This window comes from Mycolicibacterium gadium (assembly GCF_010728925.1).
Taxonomy (GTDB): domain Bacteria; phylum Actinomycetota; class Actinomycetes; order Mycobacteriales; family Mycobacteriaceae; genus Mycobacterium; species Mycobacterium gadium.
In genome coordinates this window covers 2,747,455-2,766,534 of record NZ_AP022608.1, presented here as the reverse complement: position 1 = coordinate 2,766,534, position 19,080 = coordinate 2,747,455, and the positions used below count along the sequence as shown (strand labels likewise).

General features: G+C 65.7%; 14 protein-coding genes and 1 pseudogene. 2 read left to right on the top strand and 13 right to left on the bottom strand.

Features of this window, described 5'->3' with window-relative positions; translation table 11 throughout:
- Positions 1-43: 43 nt before the first annotated feature.
- The 3 genes and pseudogenes from G6N36_RS13470 to G6N36_RS13460 form a co-directional block, all read right to left on the bottom strand.
- Positions 44-723, bottom strand: a pseudogene (locus tag G6N36_RS13470) (cutinase family protein).
- Between the two features lie 28 nt (positions 724-751).
- Positions 752-1,510, bottom strand: coding sequence for a cutinase family protein (locus G6N36_RS13465; RefSeq protein ID WP_235690039.1), 759 nt, complete (start codon positions 1,508-1,510; stop codon positions 752-754).
- A gap of 64 nt (positions 1,511-1,574) precedes the next feature.
- Positions 1,575-2,588 carry an EamA family transporter gene (locus G6N36_RS13460; protein ID WP_372512263.1) on the bottom strand — a complete coding sequence of 338 codons (1,014 nt, stop codon included), beginning with the start codon at positions 2,586-2,588 and terminating at the stop codon, positions 1,575-1,577.
- 83 nt (positions 2,589-2,671) lie between these two features.
- On the opposite strand from G6N36_RS13460, the gene G6N36_RS13455 reads away from it, so the two are divergent.
- A complete protein-coding gene (locus G6N36_RS13455; RefSeq protein WP_163690663.1) occupies positions 2,672-3,226 on the top strand; it encodes a CGNR zinc finger domain-containing protein in 555 nt (184 codons plus the stop codon).
- A gap of 1 nt (position 3,227) precedes the next feature.
- Here G6N36_RS13455 and G6N36_RS13450 read toward each other — a convergent pair whose 3' ends face one another.
- The 8 genes from G6N36_RS13450 to G6N36_RS13415 all read right to left on the bottom strand — a co-directional run bounded on the left by G6N36_RS13450 (position 3,228) and on the right by G6N36_RS13415 (position 14,766).
- A complete protein-coding gene (locus G6N36_RS13450; RefSeq protein ID WP_163690662.1) occupies positions 3,228-6,272 on the bottom strand; it encodes an FAD-dependent oxidoreductase in 3,045 nt (1,014 codons plus the stop codon).
- Positions 6,265-6,672 carry an SCP-2 sterol transfer family protein gene (locus G6N36_RS13445; RefSeq protein WP_163686946.1) on the bottom strand — a complete coding sequence of 136 codons (408 nt, stop codon included), beginning with the start codon at positions 6,670-6,672 and terminating at the stop codon, positions 6,265-6,267. The genes G6N36_RS13450 and G6N36_RS13445 overlap by 8 nt, the downstream gene beginning before the upstream one ends.
- Positions 6,665-7,687 carry a hypothetical protein gene (locus G6N36_RS13440; RefSeq protein ID WP_163690661.1) on the bottom strand — a complete coding sequence of 341 codons (1,023 nt, stop codon included), beginning with the start codon at positions 7,685-7,687 and terminating at the stop codon, positions 6,665-6,667. The genes G6N36_RS13445 and G6N36_RS13440 overlap by 8 nt, the downstream gene beginning before the upstream one ends.
- Positions 7,684-7,962 (bottom strand): hypothetical protein, encoded by a 279-nt coding sequence (locus tag G6N36_RS13435; protein WP_235690037.1) that lies wholly within the window; start codon positions 7,960-7,962, stop codon positions 7,684-7,686. The genes G6N36_RS13440 and G6N36_RS13435 overlap by 4 nt, the downstream gene beginning before the upstream one ends.
- Positions 7,959-8,417, bottom strand: coding sequence for a hypothetical protein (locus G6N36_RS13430; RefSeq protein ID WP_163686945.1), 459 nt, complete (start codon positions 8,415-8,417; stop codon positions 7,959-7,961). Before G6N36_RS13430 ends, G6N36_RS13435 begins: the two co-directional genes overlap by 4 nt.
- Entirely contained in the window at positions 8,414-9,622 is a 1,209-nt protein-coding gene (locus G6N36_RS13425) for a polyprenyl synthetase family protein (RefSeq protein ID WP_163686944.1), read from the bottom strand. The genes G6N36_RS13430 and G6N36_RS13425 overlap by 4 nt, the downstream gene beginning before the upstream one ends.
- Positions 9,588-10,328, bottom strand: a complete 741-nt coding sequence (locus G6N36_RS13420; protein WP_235690036.1) for a hypothetical protein — start codon at positions 10,326-10,328, stop codon at positions 9,588-9,590. The genes G6N36_RS13425 and G6N36_RS13420 overlap by 35 nt, the downstream gene beginning before the upstream one ends.
- A 130-nt stretch (positions 10,329-10,458) precedes the next feature.
- Complete coding sequence (locus tag G6N36_RS13415; RefSeq protein WP_179964933.1) at positions 10,459-14,766, bottom strand: AAA family ATPase; 4,308 nt, start codon at positions 14,764-14,766, stop codon at positions 10,459-10,461.
- Positions 14,767-14,991: 225 nt separating this feature from the next.
- Between G6N36_RS13415 and eccB the strand changes: the two genes are divergently transcribed.
- A complete protein-coding gene (eccB, locus tag G6N36_RS13410; RefSeq protein WP_163686942.1) occupies positions 14,992-16,344 on the top strand; it encodes a type VII secretion protein EccB in 1,353 nt (450 codons plus the stop codon).
- On the opposite strand, the gene mycP is transcribed toward eccB, so the two are convergent.
- Positions 16,309-17,667, bottom strand: coding sequence for a type VII secretion-associated serine protease mycosin (gene mycP, locus G6N36_RS13405; protein WP_163686941.1), 1,359 nt, complete (start codon positions 17,665-17,667; stop codon positions 16,309-16,311). The genes eccB and mycP overlap by 36 nt on opposite strands.
- Complete coding sequence (gene eccD / locus G6N36_RS13400; RefSeq protein WP_163686940.1) at positions 17,664-18,965, bottom strand: type VII secretion integral membrane protein EccD; 1,302 nt, start codon at positions 18,963-18,965, stop codon at positions 17,664-17,666. The genes mycP and eccD overlap by 4 nt, the downstream gene beginning before the upstream one ends.
- Positions 18,966-19,080: the final 115 nt, after the last annotated feature.

The following is a 19,080-nucleotide window of genomic DNA, read 5'->3' as shown; positions in this document are numbered from 1 at the left end:
AGAAACTAATCAACGCACTCGTCGATAAGCGCGTAAGCCCAGTTCAGAGGCGCCCCGCGACGAAGTCGGCCGCCTGATTGGTCGGTCCGCCCGCGTAGGCGCGGTGCGCTGCGACGTCCTCACCGTTGGTCTGGCAGATCGGATCACCCGGATTACACAGATCGATCGACCGGGCACCCCAGACCGGACTGGCGGTCAGCGGCAGACCGAGTTTGGCGGACGGGTTGCCGAACACGGCGATCGCTGCGACGTGCTCGGGAACGTTGGGCGGAAGTGGGTTGTCGAATCCGACGCCCGGCACGGGGACGGCACTGATGACGTCGATGACCGCGGCGCCTTGGGAATATCCGCCAAGCACCAGTCGCGAGTTGGGGCAGGTGTTGATTAGGTTCTGGATGTGGGCGCTCGCGTCGTTGGCTCCGGCGGCCGCCTTGAGGAAGTCGAAGGTCGCGGGGTAGTTGACCGCGTACGCGCCGACGGACCTGCCGCCGACCTTGCCTCGCAATTGGTCGACGAAGGTGCCGCCGACCACGCCGAGCCCGGCGTCCTCGTTCGTGCCCCGCGCGAACACGACCTCGATGTCGTGGCAACCTTGGGCCGATGCGGTCCCGGCGCCGCCAATCGGTATGGGGGACAAGGCAGGTGCGATGAGCGCACGACGGAGGCGGTCGGAATGGCGGCTGCTGTGCCGATGATTGCGCTGCGGAGTCGATCGAAGGTCACAAGATCAACAGGGTAGCGGCTGTTGCGGTCACACCCGGCCGGCGACGAAGTTCGCGGCCTGCTGAACCAGGCCGGCAGACACGTAATCGTTGTGTGCAAACGGGTTCCTGCCGCCCGAGCAGATGGGGTCGCCGTCCTTGCAGAGGTCGATGGCCCTACCGCCGAAAACAGAACTGGTGAGCGGATTGCTGAACTTCGTTGCGGGGTTGCCGAACACGGCTACCGCGGCGATGTTGGATTGCAGGCTTGCGGGCAGCGGGGCCGCCGAACCGATGTCGCCGATCTTGTTGCCCAGCGGCGGGACACCGGCCAGCATGTCCATCACGGCGGCGCCCTGCGAGTATCCGCCGAGCACCAGCTTCGTCGATGGGCACTGCTGCGACATCATGGCGATGCGGCTCTCGGCGTCACGGGCGCCGTCGGCTGCGGCCAGGAAGTCGTACGACGCCGGATAGTTGACCGCGTAAGAGCTGACGGTCTGCCCGCCCACGAGCGGGCGGAGCGCACTGACGAATGCCGAGCCGGGCGTTCCGAGACCCGGTGTGTCGTCGGTTCCGCGCGCGAAGATGACCTCGATGTCGGGGCATGCCGACGATTGACTGGCGACGGGACCGGGGGCGTTGGCCGCGATCGGTCCTGGTGCCGGTCCTGGTCCGGGTACTCCGGGCTGATGGCCGGGCTGGGCCGGCGCCGACGGTGCGAGGACGAGCGTCGAGGCGGCGCAGACAACGGTCGCAGTGGCCGCGGCCAGTCGTGACGACATGCGGAGCAAATTCACGACGGCCATTTTTCCATATCTAGGGCGGTGGCAGCCAAACTCTTGGGATCGACGCTCGCGTCAATTATCGAGGTCAGTGGCCTGCGGTAGACGTCGACGGCACGGCATCGGGCAGCGTCACGTCGCCCGACTCCTCGCTGCGGTCACCCTGACGGGCGAGCGCCAGGCCCATCAGGACGATGGCTCCGCCGACGGCCTGCATCGTCGTCATCGCTTCACCGAGAAGAATCCAGGCGGCCAGGACGGCGAACATCACCTCGGACAGCCCGACCAGTGAGGCGAACCGCGGCCTCAGCATCGAGATGCCCACGATGCCGAGCGTGTACGCGACCGCGGTGGCCACGACGCCCAGCGCGACGACGGGCACCACCCATGAGGTGGTCCATCCGGCGATGACGGTGTCGTTGCTCGTGAACGCCAGCGGCATGATGCCGACGACGCCCAGCAGCGTGACCGTGGCGGCACCGACCACCAGACCGGCTGCGGCCAGCGTGATGGGGTTGACGCCGTCGCTGTCCGCGGAACCGTTGCTCGCGTTGGCCGACATCACGAAGTAGCACGCGGCGCACACCGCGGCGGCCAGCCCCCAGCCGACGCCGATCAGGTTGATATGAGCACCGCTGAAGCCGCCGGTATCAAGAATCCCGAGCACCAACATGATTCCTGCCACCGCCAAGGCGACGCCGACAAGCGTGAGGTTGGTCGGCCTGCGACGCGTGGTCATCCAGACCCAGGCGACGACGAGGATCGGCGCGGTGTATTCCAACAGCAACGCGACGCCGACGGACAGGTGCGCTACCGCGTTGTAGTAGAACAGCTGCGCGCCCGCGATCGGGATCGCGCCGTAGAGCACGACGGTCCTTGCGTGGCCAAGCGCTTCACGTACCCAGCCGGGGCGCGCGAACGTCGCGAAGGCAGCCATCACCAGGGCGCCGCCTGCGAGGCGGGCGACGACAGCTGCCGTCGGGCTCCAGCCGGCTTCCATCAGCGCCTTGGCGAAAGGTCCGGATGACCCGAATGCGAGTGCGGAGCCGACGGCGAACAGCAGACCGAGCCGAAAATGGTCGACCGACGCGCGGGTCTGAATCGCGGTCACGGGTGCACCTCCGGCATGTAATGAGTAAAATCAACTTTGGTCATGACGCTAGCCGGAAGGGGGTCATGAGTCAAATGCTTTTCAGTCATGACACCGAGCTCACACTGCGGGCGGCATGTGTGCTGATCAACAGCGATCGGATCGATGGCGAGCAGCTTGGGAGCCTTGCGGAGCTCGATGTCTACCTCGACGGTTTCGGCTGGACCGGCAGGCGCGACCGCGACGATGCCGAACTCGATTCGGTGCATCGCCTACGGAAACGGCTCGGCAAGATCTGGGCGGTCGCCGGCGACGAGGAACAAGCCGTTGCTCAGGTGAATGCTCTGCTGAGTGACACCGAGGCGTCGCCGTGGCTGACCCGACATCCGGAGATGCCGGAGTGGCATCTGCATCTCGCGTCCGTGCACGATCCGCTCTGGCAGCGGATGGGCGCCGAGATGGCCATGGCGCTGGCCGACCTGATTCGTATCGGAGAGCTGCGGCGGCTCAAGATCTGCGCGGCGTCCGATTGCGAAGCGGTGCTGGTGGACCTTTCGCGAAATCGCTCAGGGAAGTTCTGCGACACCGGAAACTGCGGCAACCGTCAACATGTCGCGGCCTATCGGGAGCGGCGCGCGAAAGAGAGTTGAGTTAGGGCGAAGTGGTTTGGCCGGCGTCTCGGATTTTGGGCGCCGCTGCTTGGGCGATGGTGTAGAGCGACTTCGCCTCTACTCGCGGCGTCATATCAGGGTCGAGGCGTTCGACCACTTGGCGAAATGCCGTGGCCGCTGAACCCTTCGCGTCGAGAAGCCGCTCCATCTCCAGGATCTGAGCCGGGTCCTGGGCCATATGGAAGTCTTCTCTCGGCGGGGGCCTGTACCCATGCTGTTCTTTGAGTGCAACTCCCGGGTGGGCCGGCACGTTCTCCCCGGGGACCATGCTGTCTGTTTCGCGGTATCTCATTTCTGCTGGCCGTGGTGGCCACGTGTCCGAAGCCCCGTAGGCCGCGGCGGACAAGACACCTTTTGAACCGTCGTGAACGGCGGGCGGGGCCGCGTTGGTCGTATAGACCGGACGAGCTTGACCGCTCTGGTTGGCGGTGCCGCCCTGGGCGGCGGGCCCAGCGGTCGGTGGCGGCGGCGATGGCGGAACTCCAGGCTGCCCGGCCGTCACCTGCTCTAGGTACTGCCGCCATGCCTGAAGCGAGGCGAACAACTGCTGCGTGTAGTCGGGCGGCGCGGAAGACGCGGGCGCCGCCGGGGGTGGACCCAGCGGCGACGGCGGTCCCACGAGCGGCGGCGGTGCCGTGAGCGGCGGCACAACTGGCATCCCATACTGGGCGAACGTGGAGGGCAGTGCGGTCGCCATCGCCGTCCACTGGTCGAGGAGATGCCGCCACGTTTGGAGATAGGCAAGCATCTGCTGCTGGTAATCCGCTGTGGGTGTGAACATTTGTTGACCTCCAGGGATAAGTGGCACCGCTGAGGTGTCCAGTGCATGGGGCAGCGATTGCAGCGTCAGTTGGGTGTCGAGCATGCGCAGTGGGCGGGTCTCGGCGGGTTCGCGGTTCTCGATGTCAAACACGTAGCAGTAGTCGCCGGCCGGTGATGGCATCCGGATCGGGCTCGAAAGGCCTTGATCGACAAAGCCGAAGGGAAACTCCCACGCCAGCGGCCTCAGCTGCTCCCGGCGATCGACACCACCCGACTCGACCCAAATATAGTGGTCGAGAATGGCATTGACGGCGTGGCGTCCGGACTCGCACGCCGACTCCATTGATGTGACCCGAGTGAACGTCTTGGTCCATGTCCCGGCGAAGACGACCGAGTTGTTGTGCACTTGATAGCCACCATGGCGGGCCTGCCACACGTTTCGCAGTTCCAGGTCTTCGCGCCACGCGTCGTCGGCCGGCACGTTGATGAGCGATGATCCGTGCGGATTCCATGGTTCGCTGCCAGGGCGGTTGTTCCAGTCGCCGACGATGGGAACGAGATACGGTGACTCGTTGCGCACCACGCGACCCTGGCCCTGACCGGGGCCTCCGGCCATGACCAGGCTGCGATCGAGCGCATACCAGACGGGGCACGGCATGATCTGGTCATCGGTGGACCCCGCGCTGCCTGTGAGGGCTGAGACGATCTGGCGCCACACCTCGGCAGCGATCTCGTCGGCAGTGCAGTCCCGTGCCATTTTCCCCCGGCCGAACTCGTCGATGAGATGACGCGACGGGGTGTTGAAATCCCCGATGTCCACCGAGAGCACCGAGATGTGGCCGTCAGGATCGAGAACCCGTTGCGTCTCCCACAGTCCGCTCTGGTTGATCGAGGACAGCGCCCACTCGGTGTCGGTCAGCAACAGGTGGCCGCGGAGCAGCTGAAATTCGGTATCGAAGTAGTACTGGATGCCGCACAACGTCTGGAATCGATCCCACGGCACCCTTCCCATCTCATCCATCGAGTAGGGATCCCGCCGTGCCTGGGTCCGAGTTGTGTTGGGCTGCAAGGGACCATCGGGCGGGGGCGGCGTCGTGGTGAAACCGTCGAGCTCCGCGACGGCGCCGCCGGTGCCCGCCGCGCGCAGCTGGGCGGTGATGTACTCGGCTCCCGGGGCGTCGACGGCGACGACCGTGTAGTCGGGAGTCAGGCGGGTGCCGTCGGCCAACGTGATCTGCGCGCGAGGCCGTAAATGTGGCGGAAGGGTCGGGTCGTGCGCCGGTGAGTCGAGACATGTCGCCGCACCGTGAACGAAACGGACGCCGAGTACGACGAGGTACCGATACCAGTGGTCCAACCATGATTCGGTGGTGGGACCGTTGAGCACACCATCGGCCTTGTTGTCGCGGCGATCCATGTTCAGGTAGAGCTGTAGATACGTGCTCATGTTGGTGCGCGCGTCGCCCCAGAACGAATCGAGAGCGACCAGAATTCTGGGCATCTGGCGAAGCATGGTGTCGCATTGTGGCGTGTAGGCGAACCGGTTGACCCCCGTCCTGCTGTCGTATCCGACCAAGAAGTCGTAGGCGGACAGGTTCTGCAGTTCCCTTTCGCGACGCAGCGGACTCGTGGTCAGGTAGCTGACGAGCCTGCCCAGATACGTCGCGATGTCGCTCGCGCTGAAGCCCAAGATCCCGAGTTGCTTGAGAGTTCCCAGGAACTCGCCGTAGCTTCGAGGGAGCTCGCTGGGAAACACGAGGGAAGGCCGACCCTCAACCGTGATGCCCTTGGTGACGATTCGCCGCACGTTGTCATAGACCGTCCGCGAAGTCGGTGTCCAGCAGGTCGTGCCGCCTGCAGTCGGGATCGGCTGATAAACGGGTATCCGCTGAAACAGGTCCCAAATGTGTAGGTAGAACGCCGGGAAGAACCGGAACCCATGTTCTCCTGCAACCACATTCCGAGGAGCGCATGGCTGCCCACGTCTGCCGGGGAATGGACGCAATTCGGCTTGGCTCCCGTCGCGCGTGCCCACCGTCGAATACTGCGAGGCCGCAAGTCCTCCGAGTTTGACCGGTGGGTACGTCCCTGGCGGTGAGGATCCCAATCCGTTTCGTTCATCGGGTCGTGATTCGTACACCGTGACGACAAAGCCGCGCTCGGCGAGTTCGTGCGCGGCAGTGAGTCCCGCGATTCCGGCTCCGAGAACCGCCACCGTGGGGCGCCGCTCATGCGACGCCGGGGTCGTTATGTGCTCAGTCATGCTCACCCGCGCGAAGTTCGGCCAGCAGTGCGGGCTGCGAAGGTGCCCGAACTGCGGCGTGGACGTACGCTCGCAGCGACTCGTGTGCGCGCTCGATGTCGTCGAGTGAACCGTTCACGGAAACACCGCCTGTCTCCACGGCATCAGCGAGCCCCTTCCGAGCGTCGACAAGATCGAGGATGACCGCCCGGCTGGTGTGAATCCGGACGCCGCCGGGCTCTGCGGCTCCGTCGCAGACCTCGAGACTGTCACCGCCTCGGAGCGAGAACAGCTCGCCGTCGACCTCCAGTTCGACTACCATCGGGCCGAGCTGGGCGACCAGTAACCGATAGCTATCGGGCACCTCCTTCTCCAGGTACTCGACCGATCGTCGCAAGAGCGATGAAATACGTTCAGCCATAGAGGAACTCGAATACTCCGGTGCCGACAAAGTCGAAGGCCTCGCCGTTGATCGCACCCCTCACTCGGGTCGTGCCACCAGTTTCACACAGCACAGTTGATCGATCGAGGTATACCTCGCTCGGCTGTGCTAGACGGGCATAAGAGTGCGAGTAGAACCTCGCATGCACTTCATCGTCGGCCCTGCTCGCGGTGACATCCACCTGTTCCGGCACCCCGGGCACCTCCCCGTCCAGCAGCATTCGCATCGGAGGCGGCAGGGTGCAGTCCGCTATGCGGGCGAGCGTTCCACTCGAACGTGTCTGAACTGCCGCGTGCCGGAAGATGGCAGCGGGCTCGTCGTGGTGCCAGACGTAGAGCGCTTTGGAAAGACAGCGCAGCCGGTTCCGGTCGGTCGTCTGCAGAAAGACCATCGACCAAGGGTTTCCGCGTTCGGCGGGCAGCAGCGTGCCCCACACCCAGCTGAAGTCACCGCCCCACCGGAACCGACCCCAGTTGTGGTCGTGATAAGCAAGGTCATCGTTCAAACGATGCTCCCTGCTTCCGATGCGGAGCCAGCCCTGTGCGCGCAGCCGCGGCACGAAGAGCCAGCTGATTCGGCCTTCCCCCAGCGGCTGGTTGCGTACCACGAATGGTCGACTTTGGGAGGTGAAATGCATGACGCCCTGAATGCCTCTGTTGGGCAGATCGATTGTCACCCGATAACCGTCGGGCATGATCGTCATGCGATTCCCGCCGATGGCGAGTTCACCCAGATCCGCCGAGGTGTGCAGCGCACGCTCGTCGAAGCGTTCGACGGCGCCGGTCCAGTCGTCGTCGTGGGCGATCACGATGACGCGTGGCGCAAGTCGGGCCTCGTCCGCCCCCAGCACCTCGTGGTTGAGGCTGAAATTGATCAACAGACGCACATCTCGTCCGTGAACGACGAAATGATGCCATTCTTTGAAATCCGCGGACCGCGCGGCCGTCAGTACCGGGGCGCGGAGGAAGTCGTTGCGTGCGAGCAGCGCGCTCATCGTAGCCATCGCGTGGTCGGTGTGGCTGGTGTCGACGTCTCCGCAACGGGATTCGGTTGTGGCGCAGAGCGGTAGGCGAGTCGTTCGATTCCGGCACCGACACTGGCAAGTCCTAGCAGGGCGTAAACGAAGTCATCCGGATCTCGGCACTGCGCAGATCCGAGGTGCCCGTCAGCCAGTGCATTGACAACCCGGGCGATGCCGGCCAGGCCCACCAGATAGCCGATGAAATTACTCTGATCCGCGAGTGCCTCGCGGGGGTCGGTGAGCGTCATGCTGATCCCTCGGGCCTCATACGAGCCAGAACGGAGTCATCGAGGCCGTGCCCGATGACGGCGTCTGCCAACAGGTCAGCCCACGCGTCGGGTGCGGCGTTCGGCGCCGCGGGACCGTCGAGGACGTTGAGGCTCAACATCTCCCAGACGCGTCGCAGGTTCTCCACTGCTTCGGACGCGACCAATGCGTCGCGCAGTCGGACCCCGCGAGGAGTGGCCGCGTAGCGCTGACCCTCGGCAACGAGGAGGTCATGCAGTCGTCGGGCCGTCGCGGGGTTGCCGAGGACTGCTCGGCGCGCGCCGAGAAGCAGATCTAGTGTGGCTCGCTCGGCTTCGCTGGCGGTTTCCGACGGGGCAGGGCGCAACTGCGGTGTCTCACGGTCGATCACGTCGAGTGTGAGTTCTCGGATCCGCTCTAGCTCAGCCAACATGCCGAGCAAGGTCTCAGGGGTCATCGGGTCCGCCCGTGAACGTAATCCACCAGGTCGGCCAGCATGTCGCGGTGGCGGCTGTGCGGCAACCAGTCGAGGCCCGCCAGCGCGGTCGATGCTTTCCGTGCATGTCCGGCTGCGACATCTCGCGCGTGTTTGAGCGAGCCGACCTGGTGCATCAAGTCGTGAAGCCATTGAATCTCGTTGAGGCTCTTCGCTTCCGCGCGACGCTGACCTTGTAGGTGCGTCTCGATTTCGGCCCGCCCTGACGCGGACAACTGTCCGTGCGCGGTGAGACGATCCAGCAGCTCCGTGAACTCCAACTCGCCATCCGAGCCGGGGCGGCGTTTGGCGAGGATCGTTACCGCACGTGCCTGGTCGGACGGTTCGGCACTACGCAGGGCGTGCAAGAGCATCAGAGTCCGCTTGCCCTCCCAGAGGTCACCGCCGATCTCTTTGCCGTATTCCTGCGGGTCCCCACGGAGGTTCAGTAAGTCGTCGGTGATCTGGAAGGCCGCTCCAAGGTGACGTCCGAGAGACTCCAACGGGGCCACCATCTCGGGCGTCGCGCCCGCCGCGATTGCGCCGGCCTGTAGCGGTGTGATGAACGAATACCAGCTGGTCTTGAGTTCGACCATCTTGAGGTAGTCGGCGTCGTCCAGTCGCCAGGTGTTGGACCTGATCCACTCGAGTTCCAGCGCCTGACCGTCGACGGTGAGGCGGGTCATCTTCGCCACGGCCCGCAGTATTCGCAGGGCAGGCCCGAGTCCTACCCGTTCGACGTTGTCCAGCAACGGTTGCAGTGACAGCGAAAGCATCGCATCGCCCACATTGACAGCGATCGGTACGCCGTGGTCGACGTGCAGTGTGGGTTTCCCTCGCCGCCACCATGATTCGTCCTCGATGTCGTCGTGGATCAGGAACGCGTTGTGGTACAGCTCGAGCGTCGCTGCGGTTGGAAGGACTGCTTCGAGGTGGCCGCCGATGCCGAGGCAGGTCGCGATGCTCAGTGCCGGCCGCAGTGCCTTTCCGCCGCGCATGGGGTAGTCGAGGATGAGGTCGTGTAGACCGTTCGTACCGTGTGCACCCGGCCCGTACAGCCGCTCGATCTCGCGGTCACAGGATTCTTTGCACAGCGCAAGATATTCGTCGAGCGGATTGCATGCCGTCGTGATCGCACTACCCCCGCGTCGGCTAGGGCTTGTTGATCTTAACGAGGCCGTTGGCATCCGTGACCCTCAATGCGTATCGGATCCGCGCGGTGAACTGTATGTTGCCCCCAGCGGTCTCACCGTCGATCTCCAGACTGGGCGGGAGGCTGACTGCGACGTCCACTGGCTCTTCTCCTGGTGAGGCCTCGGGTGCCGCGCCTTGGGCGATCCGTCGGCGGCGGCCGATCACGACCAACCGCGTGTCGGCATCGGCTGGGTCGAGGACCGATGTCCGATGCAGGGCATTGATGTTCCCTGCTTGGAGTAGCTCCTTGAGGATTGGAGTCGTACCGGAAAACTGGGTGAGCTTGGTAAGACCGACCGTGTTGGTGATCAGGCAGGACGGGGCTCGATAGCCGGCATCCTCTACCGTTGCCCGGGCGAGGACCAGCTGGTCTTGCAGATTTTGGAGGGTGTCATCGGTTGCCAGACTCGTGGCGGCGCCCGTGTAGAGGTCCGGAAGGATGTCATCGTCAACCTTCTTCGCTAGCTTCCTGGCGATTGCCATCACTTCGGTGAGTAGCGCGTCGGGAGTTGGCCCATTCGCCTGTGCCAGCGATACGTCGAACATCTCTTCCTGCGATGCCATCAGGATGAAGCCGGGCGGGGCGAACTTGCCATCCGCGACTCTGATCTGGCCTGGATCGCCGGTATCCCACTGAGGGATCGCTTGCCACGCGATGCTGCACTGCTCGAACGTCTCTAGTACCGCCTGGTTGGCCAAGGCCAACCGTTCTGCGCTCAGATACATGCCTGCCACCCCTCGACGGCTCCCGAACTTCCGCTCAGATCATGGCAGACACGCTCACCACCTGCGCAGAAACTCCACTGATGTCTGCAAGTGGAGTAGTGCACTACTTGTTCGATAGCGCGATGTCCTGACCAGGAGTCATCTCTCCGCGTGCAACCGCGTCGCAGTGCGCCAGGTGCAGCGGAGCGACGGGGTCATCGGGCAGCAACTCCCGGCACCGTTGGAACGCAGCGCGTGCGCCGTCGATGTCACCTGCGTCGAACAGGGCGAACGCTTCGTCGAACGCAGGCTGGGCCGCGCGCTTCGCGGCGCGCAACGCGGCCGAATCCTCGTCGTACACCTCGTAAATCGTCACCGGTCGACGCCGGTTGACCACCATCACCCGCTCCATGCGGCGGACGTCGAAATTCTCCGATTGCGCGAGGCGCTTATACGTGCGATCGGAAATGAGTAAGGCCGATCCGTAGCGCTTGTTGGTGCTCTCGATGCGTGCCGCCAGGTTCACCGCGTCGCCAATGATGGTCAGCACCATGCGGTTCACTCCACCAACGAGCCCGACCGCGATCGCGCCGGTATTGATGCCGATGCCCGCCCGCAGCTCCATTGAGCCCAGCGCCTTGCGCTCCTGGTTGTGCTCCCGCATCGAGCGAAGCATGGCCAGTCCCGCCCGTACCGCGTCGGGCTCGGACTCGAAGACGGCGACAATTTCATCCCCGCGGACGTCCTGAATCATGCCGTTGTAGCTGATGATCGGGAGCTCGACTGCGCGTAGAAAGCCCATCGCCAAATTGCCGGCCTCGGCGACGTCCATGTCCTCGAGCATCGTCGTGTAACCCCGGATATCGCTGATGAGCACCGTCATCTCGCGTTCGACGCGGTATCCGCTCCGGACCCGGCGCAGGTCGTCGATGTCGAGGATGCGCAGCAATTCGTTGGGTACGAACCTCGACTGAACATCCATCAGCGACTGTCGGTACTCGTCGGCGGCCCGCAGTCGAGCCTCCAGCTGGAGGTTCCACAGGGGTGCGGCGGCTTGAGCGCTCAGGAAAGCGACCGCCTGCTCGTGCTGGGCGCCGAAATTCCTGCCTGACTCGCTCTGCTCGGCATAAATCACGCCAATCATCCTGTCCTGCACCGTTATCGGGACGACAAGGATCGACGGCTTAGCGGTCGGACCTGACGGATGGTCGGCGACGACGATGACCGGCGCGCCGCCGTCGACCACCCTGCGTACTACCTCCCTGTCATAGGGCACCTCGGTCCACGGCCCGTCCACAATCGAGATGTCGCCGTGGTCGTTGATGGCGCGGACCGCCAGGTTCTCCGCGTCACCGGTGAGGAACAGAACGCGACCTGCGCCCGTCGTATCCGCCACCGTGCCCAGAATGATGTTCGCCAAACTGTCGGGGGTCCGCGCGCCCGACAGCGCATGCAGTAGCTGATGCGCGCCGACGGGGTCGATTCCGGCCGAATCTGTCGCCAGGTCGCGTCGGAGAAGCCACGGGTGTTCTCGTGCAAGGAAGTCCGTGCGGACTGTGTACCCCAGGTTCAGCCAGCGCTCGTACGCCGAACGCAGCATGTGCTCGGCGAGCGTCGTCCGCCCACTCTCGGCGTAGAGGGCGGCGGCCTCCTCGTGCGCGCGCGCACTCATCGCGGGAAGCTGGTTTCGCTCGGCGAGCTCGATCGCTTCGTGAATGTGTCGCTCCGCCTTGGCGGATTGCCCTCGCGTCCGTGCCCACGCCCCCTGGATCAGGGCGTACGGCGCCGCGTAGTTCTCCGGGGCGCCCGCGGCCCACTTACGATGCAACGACAATGCGCGTCGCACGAAGCTGGCCGTGGAACGGTCGCGCGGCGCGCTATGGATCATGCTGAGGGCGCCGACAAGGTAGACGAGCTGCGACGCCGTGGTGCCGTCCAGACCGCCGAGATACTCGATGGCCTCTGGCGTGGCGGCGGCCGCGCCGACGTGATCGCCGGACCAGAAGTGCACTCCCTGCTTCGCCGCCGCGCCAACGCCCAGGGTGACCTCGTCGCCCTCGAGGCGGGCGGCAGGCAGCACGTCCCGCTCGTCGTAGCCGCTCTCACCGGCAAGCAGAAAAGGATCGGCGCTGCGGCCCATCAGGTTGAGGCATAGCTGTTGCATGGCCTGGCACAGAGAGCTCGAGACGGGCTGGGAACGGATGTGGGGAATCAGCGAGCTGGCGAGGGCGTCGATTTCCGCCAACGGACGACCGACCCAGAACGACTGGGAGAGCAGGACCGCGGTCAGAAGCCCGGCGTTCTCCTGGTCGCCCTGGTCGAGCGCCTCCTCCACGGCGTCACGCAGAGGTCCCAGGCCGTCGCGGATCGGGTGGCGCCAGTGGTTGATGTAGTCCAGGTGCATGAACACCGTCTGCGGTCGCGCCTCGCGGAACTCCGGGCGCTCGGCAAGCTGCATGCCGACCTCGCCGAAACGCTGGCTCCCTGCGTGGTCGCCGGTCAGCACTAGGACGATCCCGTAGCCGGTGATCACCAGCGGTGAGGAAGGCGTGTGGCCGTAGGCCAACGTGAGATCGAGTTGCTTTCGCACGAGCAACGGCAAGAGATTGGGCCGGATGAGAACCGCCATGTTGCACAGCTCGGCAAGAATCGGGTGGAGCGCGACGACCCGCTCGTCATCGCAGTGCGCCAGTGCTAACAGCCGTTCGTTACTCCAGCGGCGCATCGTCAGCTTCATCCGGACGACCGCGTTGCCCATGCGCGGCTTTCCCGCGTCCATGGCGACCCGCTCGCCGAGCTCGTCGAGCGCTTGGAGCCCGATTTCGAGCGCTTCCCGGAGACGGTTCTCGACGACCCGCCCCTTCAGTCGAAGGTAGGCCAGCCGGGCGCGGTCTGCGGGCTCGTGGAGGTACCCCTCGGCCTCGTCGAGAAGCGCATTGAGCGCAGGCACGTCGCCGACCAGCAACGCGGCGTCGGCGGCGTCGAGCTGTAGCTCCCGAGTCAACGCATAGTGTGAGTCCCACCGGTGCTCACCAAGCAGATCCAGAGCGCTGCGGTTGTATCCGAGGGCCAACGGAAAAGAGGTCTGGGCCCGGGCCTTTCGTGCTGCGCGCCGCACCACCTCGACGAACGTGGTGCGTTCGACGTCGTCGGGCAATTCCAGGCCGCCGATGCCGACGTGGCGGGCCGCCTCGAATACGCGGTCGTCGCCGAGCTCGACGAGCCGTCGTCCGAAACGGAGGTGAACGACGCGTGCTTCGGCATCGGATAGCCCCGCGCGCGCCGTCTCGGTGACGCGGTCGTGGCTGAATCGGTAGCGGGCGTCGCGGCTGATCGCGTTGGTGATGCGCTGGCCGTTGGCGTCGAGCGCCTCGAGCAAGCGAAGTTCGAGGCACGCCCACAGTGCGTGAGCAACGACGTCTGGGGGCTTCGCGGCCGCGGCCGTGGCGTCGTCGAGGTCGAACTCTCCACCAATGCACGACAGCGAACCCAACACCTCGCGGTCGGTTGGTCCGAGTTGGTCGAGGTAGCGGCCGAGGAACTCAGCGGTCGTGGCGGATACCTCGATCGACGTGAGTACGCGCAAGTCCCATCTCGGATGGCCGTCGAGACCGAGCGTGATGAGCGCGCCTTCGCGTTGCGCGCGGTGCAGCAGCTGACGAACTTGCAGCGGGTTGCCGCGGGTCCGGTGGTGGAACTCCGCGGCCACGTCGCCCAACTCCACGCTCTGCCCGCATACTTCGGCGAGGAGCTGCTCGACGTCCGCGAGCGCCAGCGGTTCGAGCTCAATGGTGTTGAGGCGTGCCGATTTGATGCCGGCCGCGTCGGCATCGAACTCACCCGCGCGATGGGTGCCGACGACCAGAACGTTGCGCAGCGACACCGTCAACAGCTCGGACAGCATCAGCAGAGTGTCGCGGTCGGCCCACTGGAGGTCATCGATCGCCAGCACCACAGGGCGGTAGGACGCGGTGGTCGACACCAACCGGATGGCGGCGCGATGCAAGCGGCGGCGAGCATCCGCTGCATCGAGTTCGGCGTCGCCGGAGGGTTCCCCCAATAGGGGCGCGAGTTCGGGCACGAGCTCGGAGAGGACGCCGGCAAACCCCGACATCTTGTCGAGGAGATCGGCCCGCCAGTTATCGCGCTCGGCCGGGCCGGTGGCCTCCATGGTGCCGACAATCGAGCTGAGCGCGTCTGCCAACGCCGAGTACGGCGCTGGTGCACCATCCCGACATCTTCCGTATGCAAAGACACAGTTGCGCTGGGCGGCGTCGGCGCCGAAGGCTTGCATGAGCGTCGACTTACCCACTCCGGAAACCCCGCTGAGCAGGGCGCATTCGCCCCCTGCGCGGGCGGCCGCATCGATGGCGGATCGGAGTTGGCTGAGTTCCTGCTGTCGGTCGACCATCCGACCGTCGAGGTCGAGCAATGGAGCGGTCATGGCGGGGGGCACACCGTCGCACGCGCCGTCCTGGAAACGGCGCGGTAATGGGATCGCAAGGCGTACATACCTGGTGACCCTCCCAACCGCCAGTAGTTGCCTCATGTTAGTTAGTCGCCCTGTGATACGCCTGCGATAAGAACAATCCTGTCGGCGCTGAAATCGGTGACATAGCGGCCCATCACCGGCCATTAGGCTGACTGAGGGGGAGGGATGGCTGGACAATCAACGAATCGGCTGCAGGTCAGCGGATATCGCTTCCTGGTGCGCCGGATGGCACACGCACTGGTACGAGGCGACCTTCGCATGCACGACGATCCGCTACGCGCACAGTCGCTTTCACTGGCTGCCGGGTGTGTGCTGGCAGCGATCACGGTCGCGGTGTGTGCGATCCTCGCGTTCCTGCAGCCAAGTGGGATTGTCGGCGGCGCGGCGGTCGTCATGGCCCGCGAATCCGGTGCCCTGTATGTGCGCATCGGCGACTCCATGCACCCCACCTTCAATATCGCCTCCGCACGGCTGGTCACCGGGGTGGCCGACGAACCCGAACTCGTCAGCAGCTCGGCGCTGAACCGAGCCAAGCGAGGGCCTCTGGTCGGCATTCCCGGGGCCCCGGACATGATCGGCGCACCACTCGACGACACTGAATCGGCGTGGGCGGTCTGCGAAGATGCCGACTCGCGAACCACCGTCATGGTGGGCCGCCCACCCGCACACCTGGATTCGGGTAAGAGTGCGCTCGTCACCCCACGAGGTGAGAGCGCGGCGACGACCTACCTGCTGTACGACGGGCGCCGAGCCCGGGTGGACCTGCGGAACCACGCGACCGTCCGCGCGCTCAGGCTCGACGGCGTTGCACCCCGGCCGGTTTCGCGTGCACTGCTCGACGTCCTACCGGAGGTGCCCGAGATCACCGCCCCTGCCATAGCTCGAAATGGCGTCTCACCGTCTGTGCTCCCCGGGGTGTCGGTCGGCACCGTGATGCGACTGACCCGCGCCGGATCCACGGAGTATTACGTCGCCCTCGCGGCCGGTGTTCAACGGGTCGGCGAGGTAGCGGCAGATCTCATCCGATTCACGTATTCGAGTCGACGGGATATCGCCAGCGTGGCACCGGATCTCATCGGCCGGATGCCGATCGTCGAGGATCTTCCGGTCACCACCTTCCCCGACCGCGGTGGCGCTGGCGAGAGTCCGGTGCTCTGTGCGCAATCGGAAGGGGTGTTCGTGGGTGACTCGCTGCCGTCCGATGACGCTGCAGGCGTGCCGCTGGCGCAGGGCGACGACGCAGGCCCACGTGTCGACCGCTTCTCGATGCCGCCGGGGCGAAGCGCTTTCGTGCGTGCGACAAGTGTGTCCGGCGAGAGCGCGACGACAGGAGCGCTGTTCTTCGTCAACGACTCCGGAGTGGTGTTCGGCGTGCGTGACACGGATGCGGCCACCCGCCTGGGGCTGACCAACCCGGTGCCCGCACCATGGGCGCTGATTGCTCAACTACCGCGCGGCCCCGAACTCAGCATCGAGGCTGCATCAGTCGGGCGGGACAGCGTCGGTCCGTCGGCGTAGCCGAGTCGCCACCGCCGACATCGCCACCACTGCGATGGACGCGGTGACACAGACCGCGGCAGCACGCGTTGCGAAGTCTGCGGACGGTTCGGCTGGCCCGGACGGGGGAATCGTCGTCATCTGCGACGCGTTCGAGCGTCGTCCCGGTACGGAACCCGGGCCTGCGCTCACCGCGGCCATGGCGTCGACGGTCCCGTGGCCGACGATGGGATCCCAGCCCGCAGTCGGCCGGTGCGCAGTGTCTTCGATGCGTTGCATGACCTGTCGCGCAGTCAGTTCGGGTGATCGCGACCGCACCAGCGCGACGATTCCACTCACCACCGGTGCGGCGTAACTCGTGCCGGAGATCGGTGACTCATCACCGCTTGTCGCGAGTCTGTCGATCAATCCCTCGCCGTCGGGGTCCAGTGACACGACGTCTTCGGCTATCGCGGCGACGTCGACCCACGGTCCTGCGAGGCTGAACGAAGAAGGGCCGTCGCGGCCCACCGAGCCCACAGTGAGCACGTAATCGTCATACCAACCGGGAGTCGCCACCGTTTTCACGTTGGACCAGTCGGGGCTGCCTGGCCTAAGGGGGTCGGCCGTCGGATTCTGTTCGGGGCACTGGCCGGCCGACCCCACGTTCCCGGCGGCGGCCACCACCACCGCGTTCTTGATGTCGACCGCGTAAGCCAGCGCCGCCCCGAGGGCACGGTCATCCAGGACGTCATCGGCAGCCAGGCAGGCGACGGTCGACAGGTTGATCACTGTGGCACCCATGTCGGCAGCGGTGCGTACGGCCATCGCGAGGGTGTCGACATCGCCGAACCCTAGGCCGGCCGGATCGTCAGCTGCCCGGAACTTGTTGCTGGACTGACGGATACCGATGATCGTGGCGTCTGGTGCGATGCCGCTGAAAGCGCCGTCGGTATCGGGCGAGGCGCCGATTATGCCGGCGACAATAGTGCCGTGGCCGTCGCAGTCCGCAGTGCCGTCACCGGATGACACGTAGTCGCCGCCGGGGACGAGGCGGGGGAGCAGGCGGTGTCGCGATACTCCGGTATCGATGACCGCGATCGTTTGGCCCGCGCCGCGCGTGAGTGGCCAGACATCCGGTAAGCGGAGAGCTCTCAGCGGCCCGTCGGCCGGGCTCTCGATGCGAATGGTGCCGCCGGCACATTGCCCCTGTTGTTCGGTGAGTTGCGGAGGTGCGGGAGAACCCGGCTTGGGCAGTAGCGCCATATCGACGGCCGGTGGTGTCACCGCGCCGGAGGCCGGCGCGGTCCACAGCGGCCAGACCGCAAGCGCGCTGGCGGCGACCAGTCGTGCGACCGCCGTCATATGAGGTTCATTCCCCGCGCCCAGCCGTAGATCCCCCCGACCCAGCAGGCCATGGGGATGACTGCCGCGATCGCGACGCACTCGAGGACCTCGACGGTGCGCAGCGCGATCGGACTCACCGTCTGCCTGACGATGCTGCCCAGTGCGGCGGCACCCGTGGACGCGGCGAGCACACTGATCACATGCGCGTGACCCGGTGCGGCAACCGCGGCCGCAGCGAAACCCGCGAGGAGACAGAGCACTCCAGCGCCTGCGAGGCTCGCGCGGCGCGTCGCATCGACATGGGTGCGCACGCGCAGCAGGAGCACCAATGCGACCATCGCGATGAAGGACGTCCCGCGGAACGCCGAACCCGCATCACGGACCTCCCCGACGGCAACCGCTATCGCACCGAGCGCGCCGCCCGCCGACGATCCCGCCACCAGTCCAGTCAATGTTTGGTGACAACGCCTGACGTTGGGCGCGGCGTCCGGTGTGATGCCGGTGAAAGCCATCGCCAGCCTGGGCGTGACACCCAGCGTCGCGAGGGACAGACCGACGAGCGTCGCGCCGCCCGCGCTCAGCTGCAGACCCCACGACACGGCAGCGGCCGCAGTGGCCGACACCAGCACGGCCGCCGCGGCTAGCGCCGTCAAACATGTTCTGCCGCAGTTCGTCATACGCAGCAGGAGAATCGCTGCAGCGAATACGGCCGCGGACGCCAGCAGGAGGCCGGATACCGCCGTGCCTGTCCGTACCGTCAGAAATCCGGTAGCCCCCGCGTAGAGCACCGCGATCAGGCTCAGCGTCACGCATATCAGGGGGTCGCCGCGTAGCCGCCTAATGATGACCGCCCCGACCCCGGCGGCGACCGCGAGGCACGCGCCAACGACGATGCGGCTACTGATCGCAACGCCCGCTGCCGGCCAAGCCAACACCGCCGCACCACAGCCGCCGAGCAACTCACACGCGATGGCCGGCAGCATCCGCGGCGCGGTAGTTCGGCCCGCCGCCATGGCGTGGCAGGGGTCGCACGAGGAACGTTCGGCAGGCGCGGGCTCGGTTGTCGTCAGGACCAACAGATCACCGTCGCGAACATCGTTGTCGTACAGGGATTCCGACTCGGTCAGCGGAGGGTCGCCCAGCTTCGACAGCACCCAGTCGAGGCCCGGTGTCGGCGTGCTATCGCGGTGAACAAGATCGACGATCTGCGGCACGAGCTCACCGACGCCCACATTTGCCGGCAGCTCCAGATCGACCGCGCGATGTGCGTCATCGGTGCAGGACGCCACGGTCAGCCGACACAGCGAATCTGGCATCAAGTCCCCCTTCACTCAGCCGCGTCAACCGTAACCGCCTCCGCGGGAAGGCGATCGCGCCAATTCGATCGGCTGGGGATGGAACCGGAATCACCGCGACGGCGTCCATTCTTCG

Excerpts from the sequence above, each read along its gene's own strand:
- G6N36_RS13465 (WP_235690039.1), bottom strand. The coding sequence starts at position 1,510 with ATGGCCGTCGTGAATTTGCTCCGCATGTCGTCACGACTGGCCGCGGCC.
- G6N36_RS13455 (WP_163690663.1), top strand. The coding sequence starts at position 2,672 with ATGCTTTTCAGTCATGACACCGAGCTCACACTGCGGGCGGCATGTGTG.
- G6N36_RS13450 (WP_163690662.1), bottom strand. The coding sequence starts at position 6,272 with ATGACTGAGCACATAACGACCCCGGCGTCGCATGAGCGGCGCCCCACG.
- G6N36_RS13445 (WP_163686946.1), bottom strand. The coding sequence starts at position 6,672 with ATGGCTGAACGTATTTCATCGCTCTTGCGACGATCGGTCGAGTACCTG.
- G6N36_RS13440 (WP_163690661.1), bottom strand. The coding sequence starts at position 7,687 with ATGAGCGCGCTGCTCGCACGCAACGACTTCCTCCGCGCCCCGGTACTG.
- G6N36_RS13435 (WP_235690037.1), bottom strand. The coding sequence starts at position 7,962 with ATGACGCTCACCGACCCCCGCGAGGCACTCGCGGATCAGAGTAATTTC.
- G6N36_RS13430 (WP_163686945.1), bottom strand. The coding sequence starts at position 8,417 with ATGACCCCTGAGACCTTGCTCGGCATGTTGGCTGAGCTAGAGCGGATC.
- G6N36_RS13425 (WP_163686944.1), bottom strand. The coding sequence starts at position 9,622 with ATGCCAACGGCCTCGTTAAGATCAACAAGCCCTAGCCGACGCGGGGGT.
- eccB (WP_163686942.1), top strand. The coding sequence starts at position 14,992 with ATGGCTGGACAATCAACGAATCGGCTGCAGGTCAGCGGATATCGCTTC.
- mycP (WP_163686941.1), bottom strand. The coding sequence starts at position 17,667 with ATGACGGCGGTCGCACGACTGGTCGCCGCCAGCGCGCTTGCGGTCTGG.
- eccD (WP_163686940.1), bottom strand. The coding sequence starts at position 18,965 with ATGCCAGATTCGCTGTGTCGGCTGACCGTGGCGTCCTGCACCGATGAC.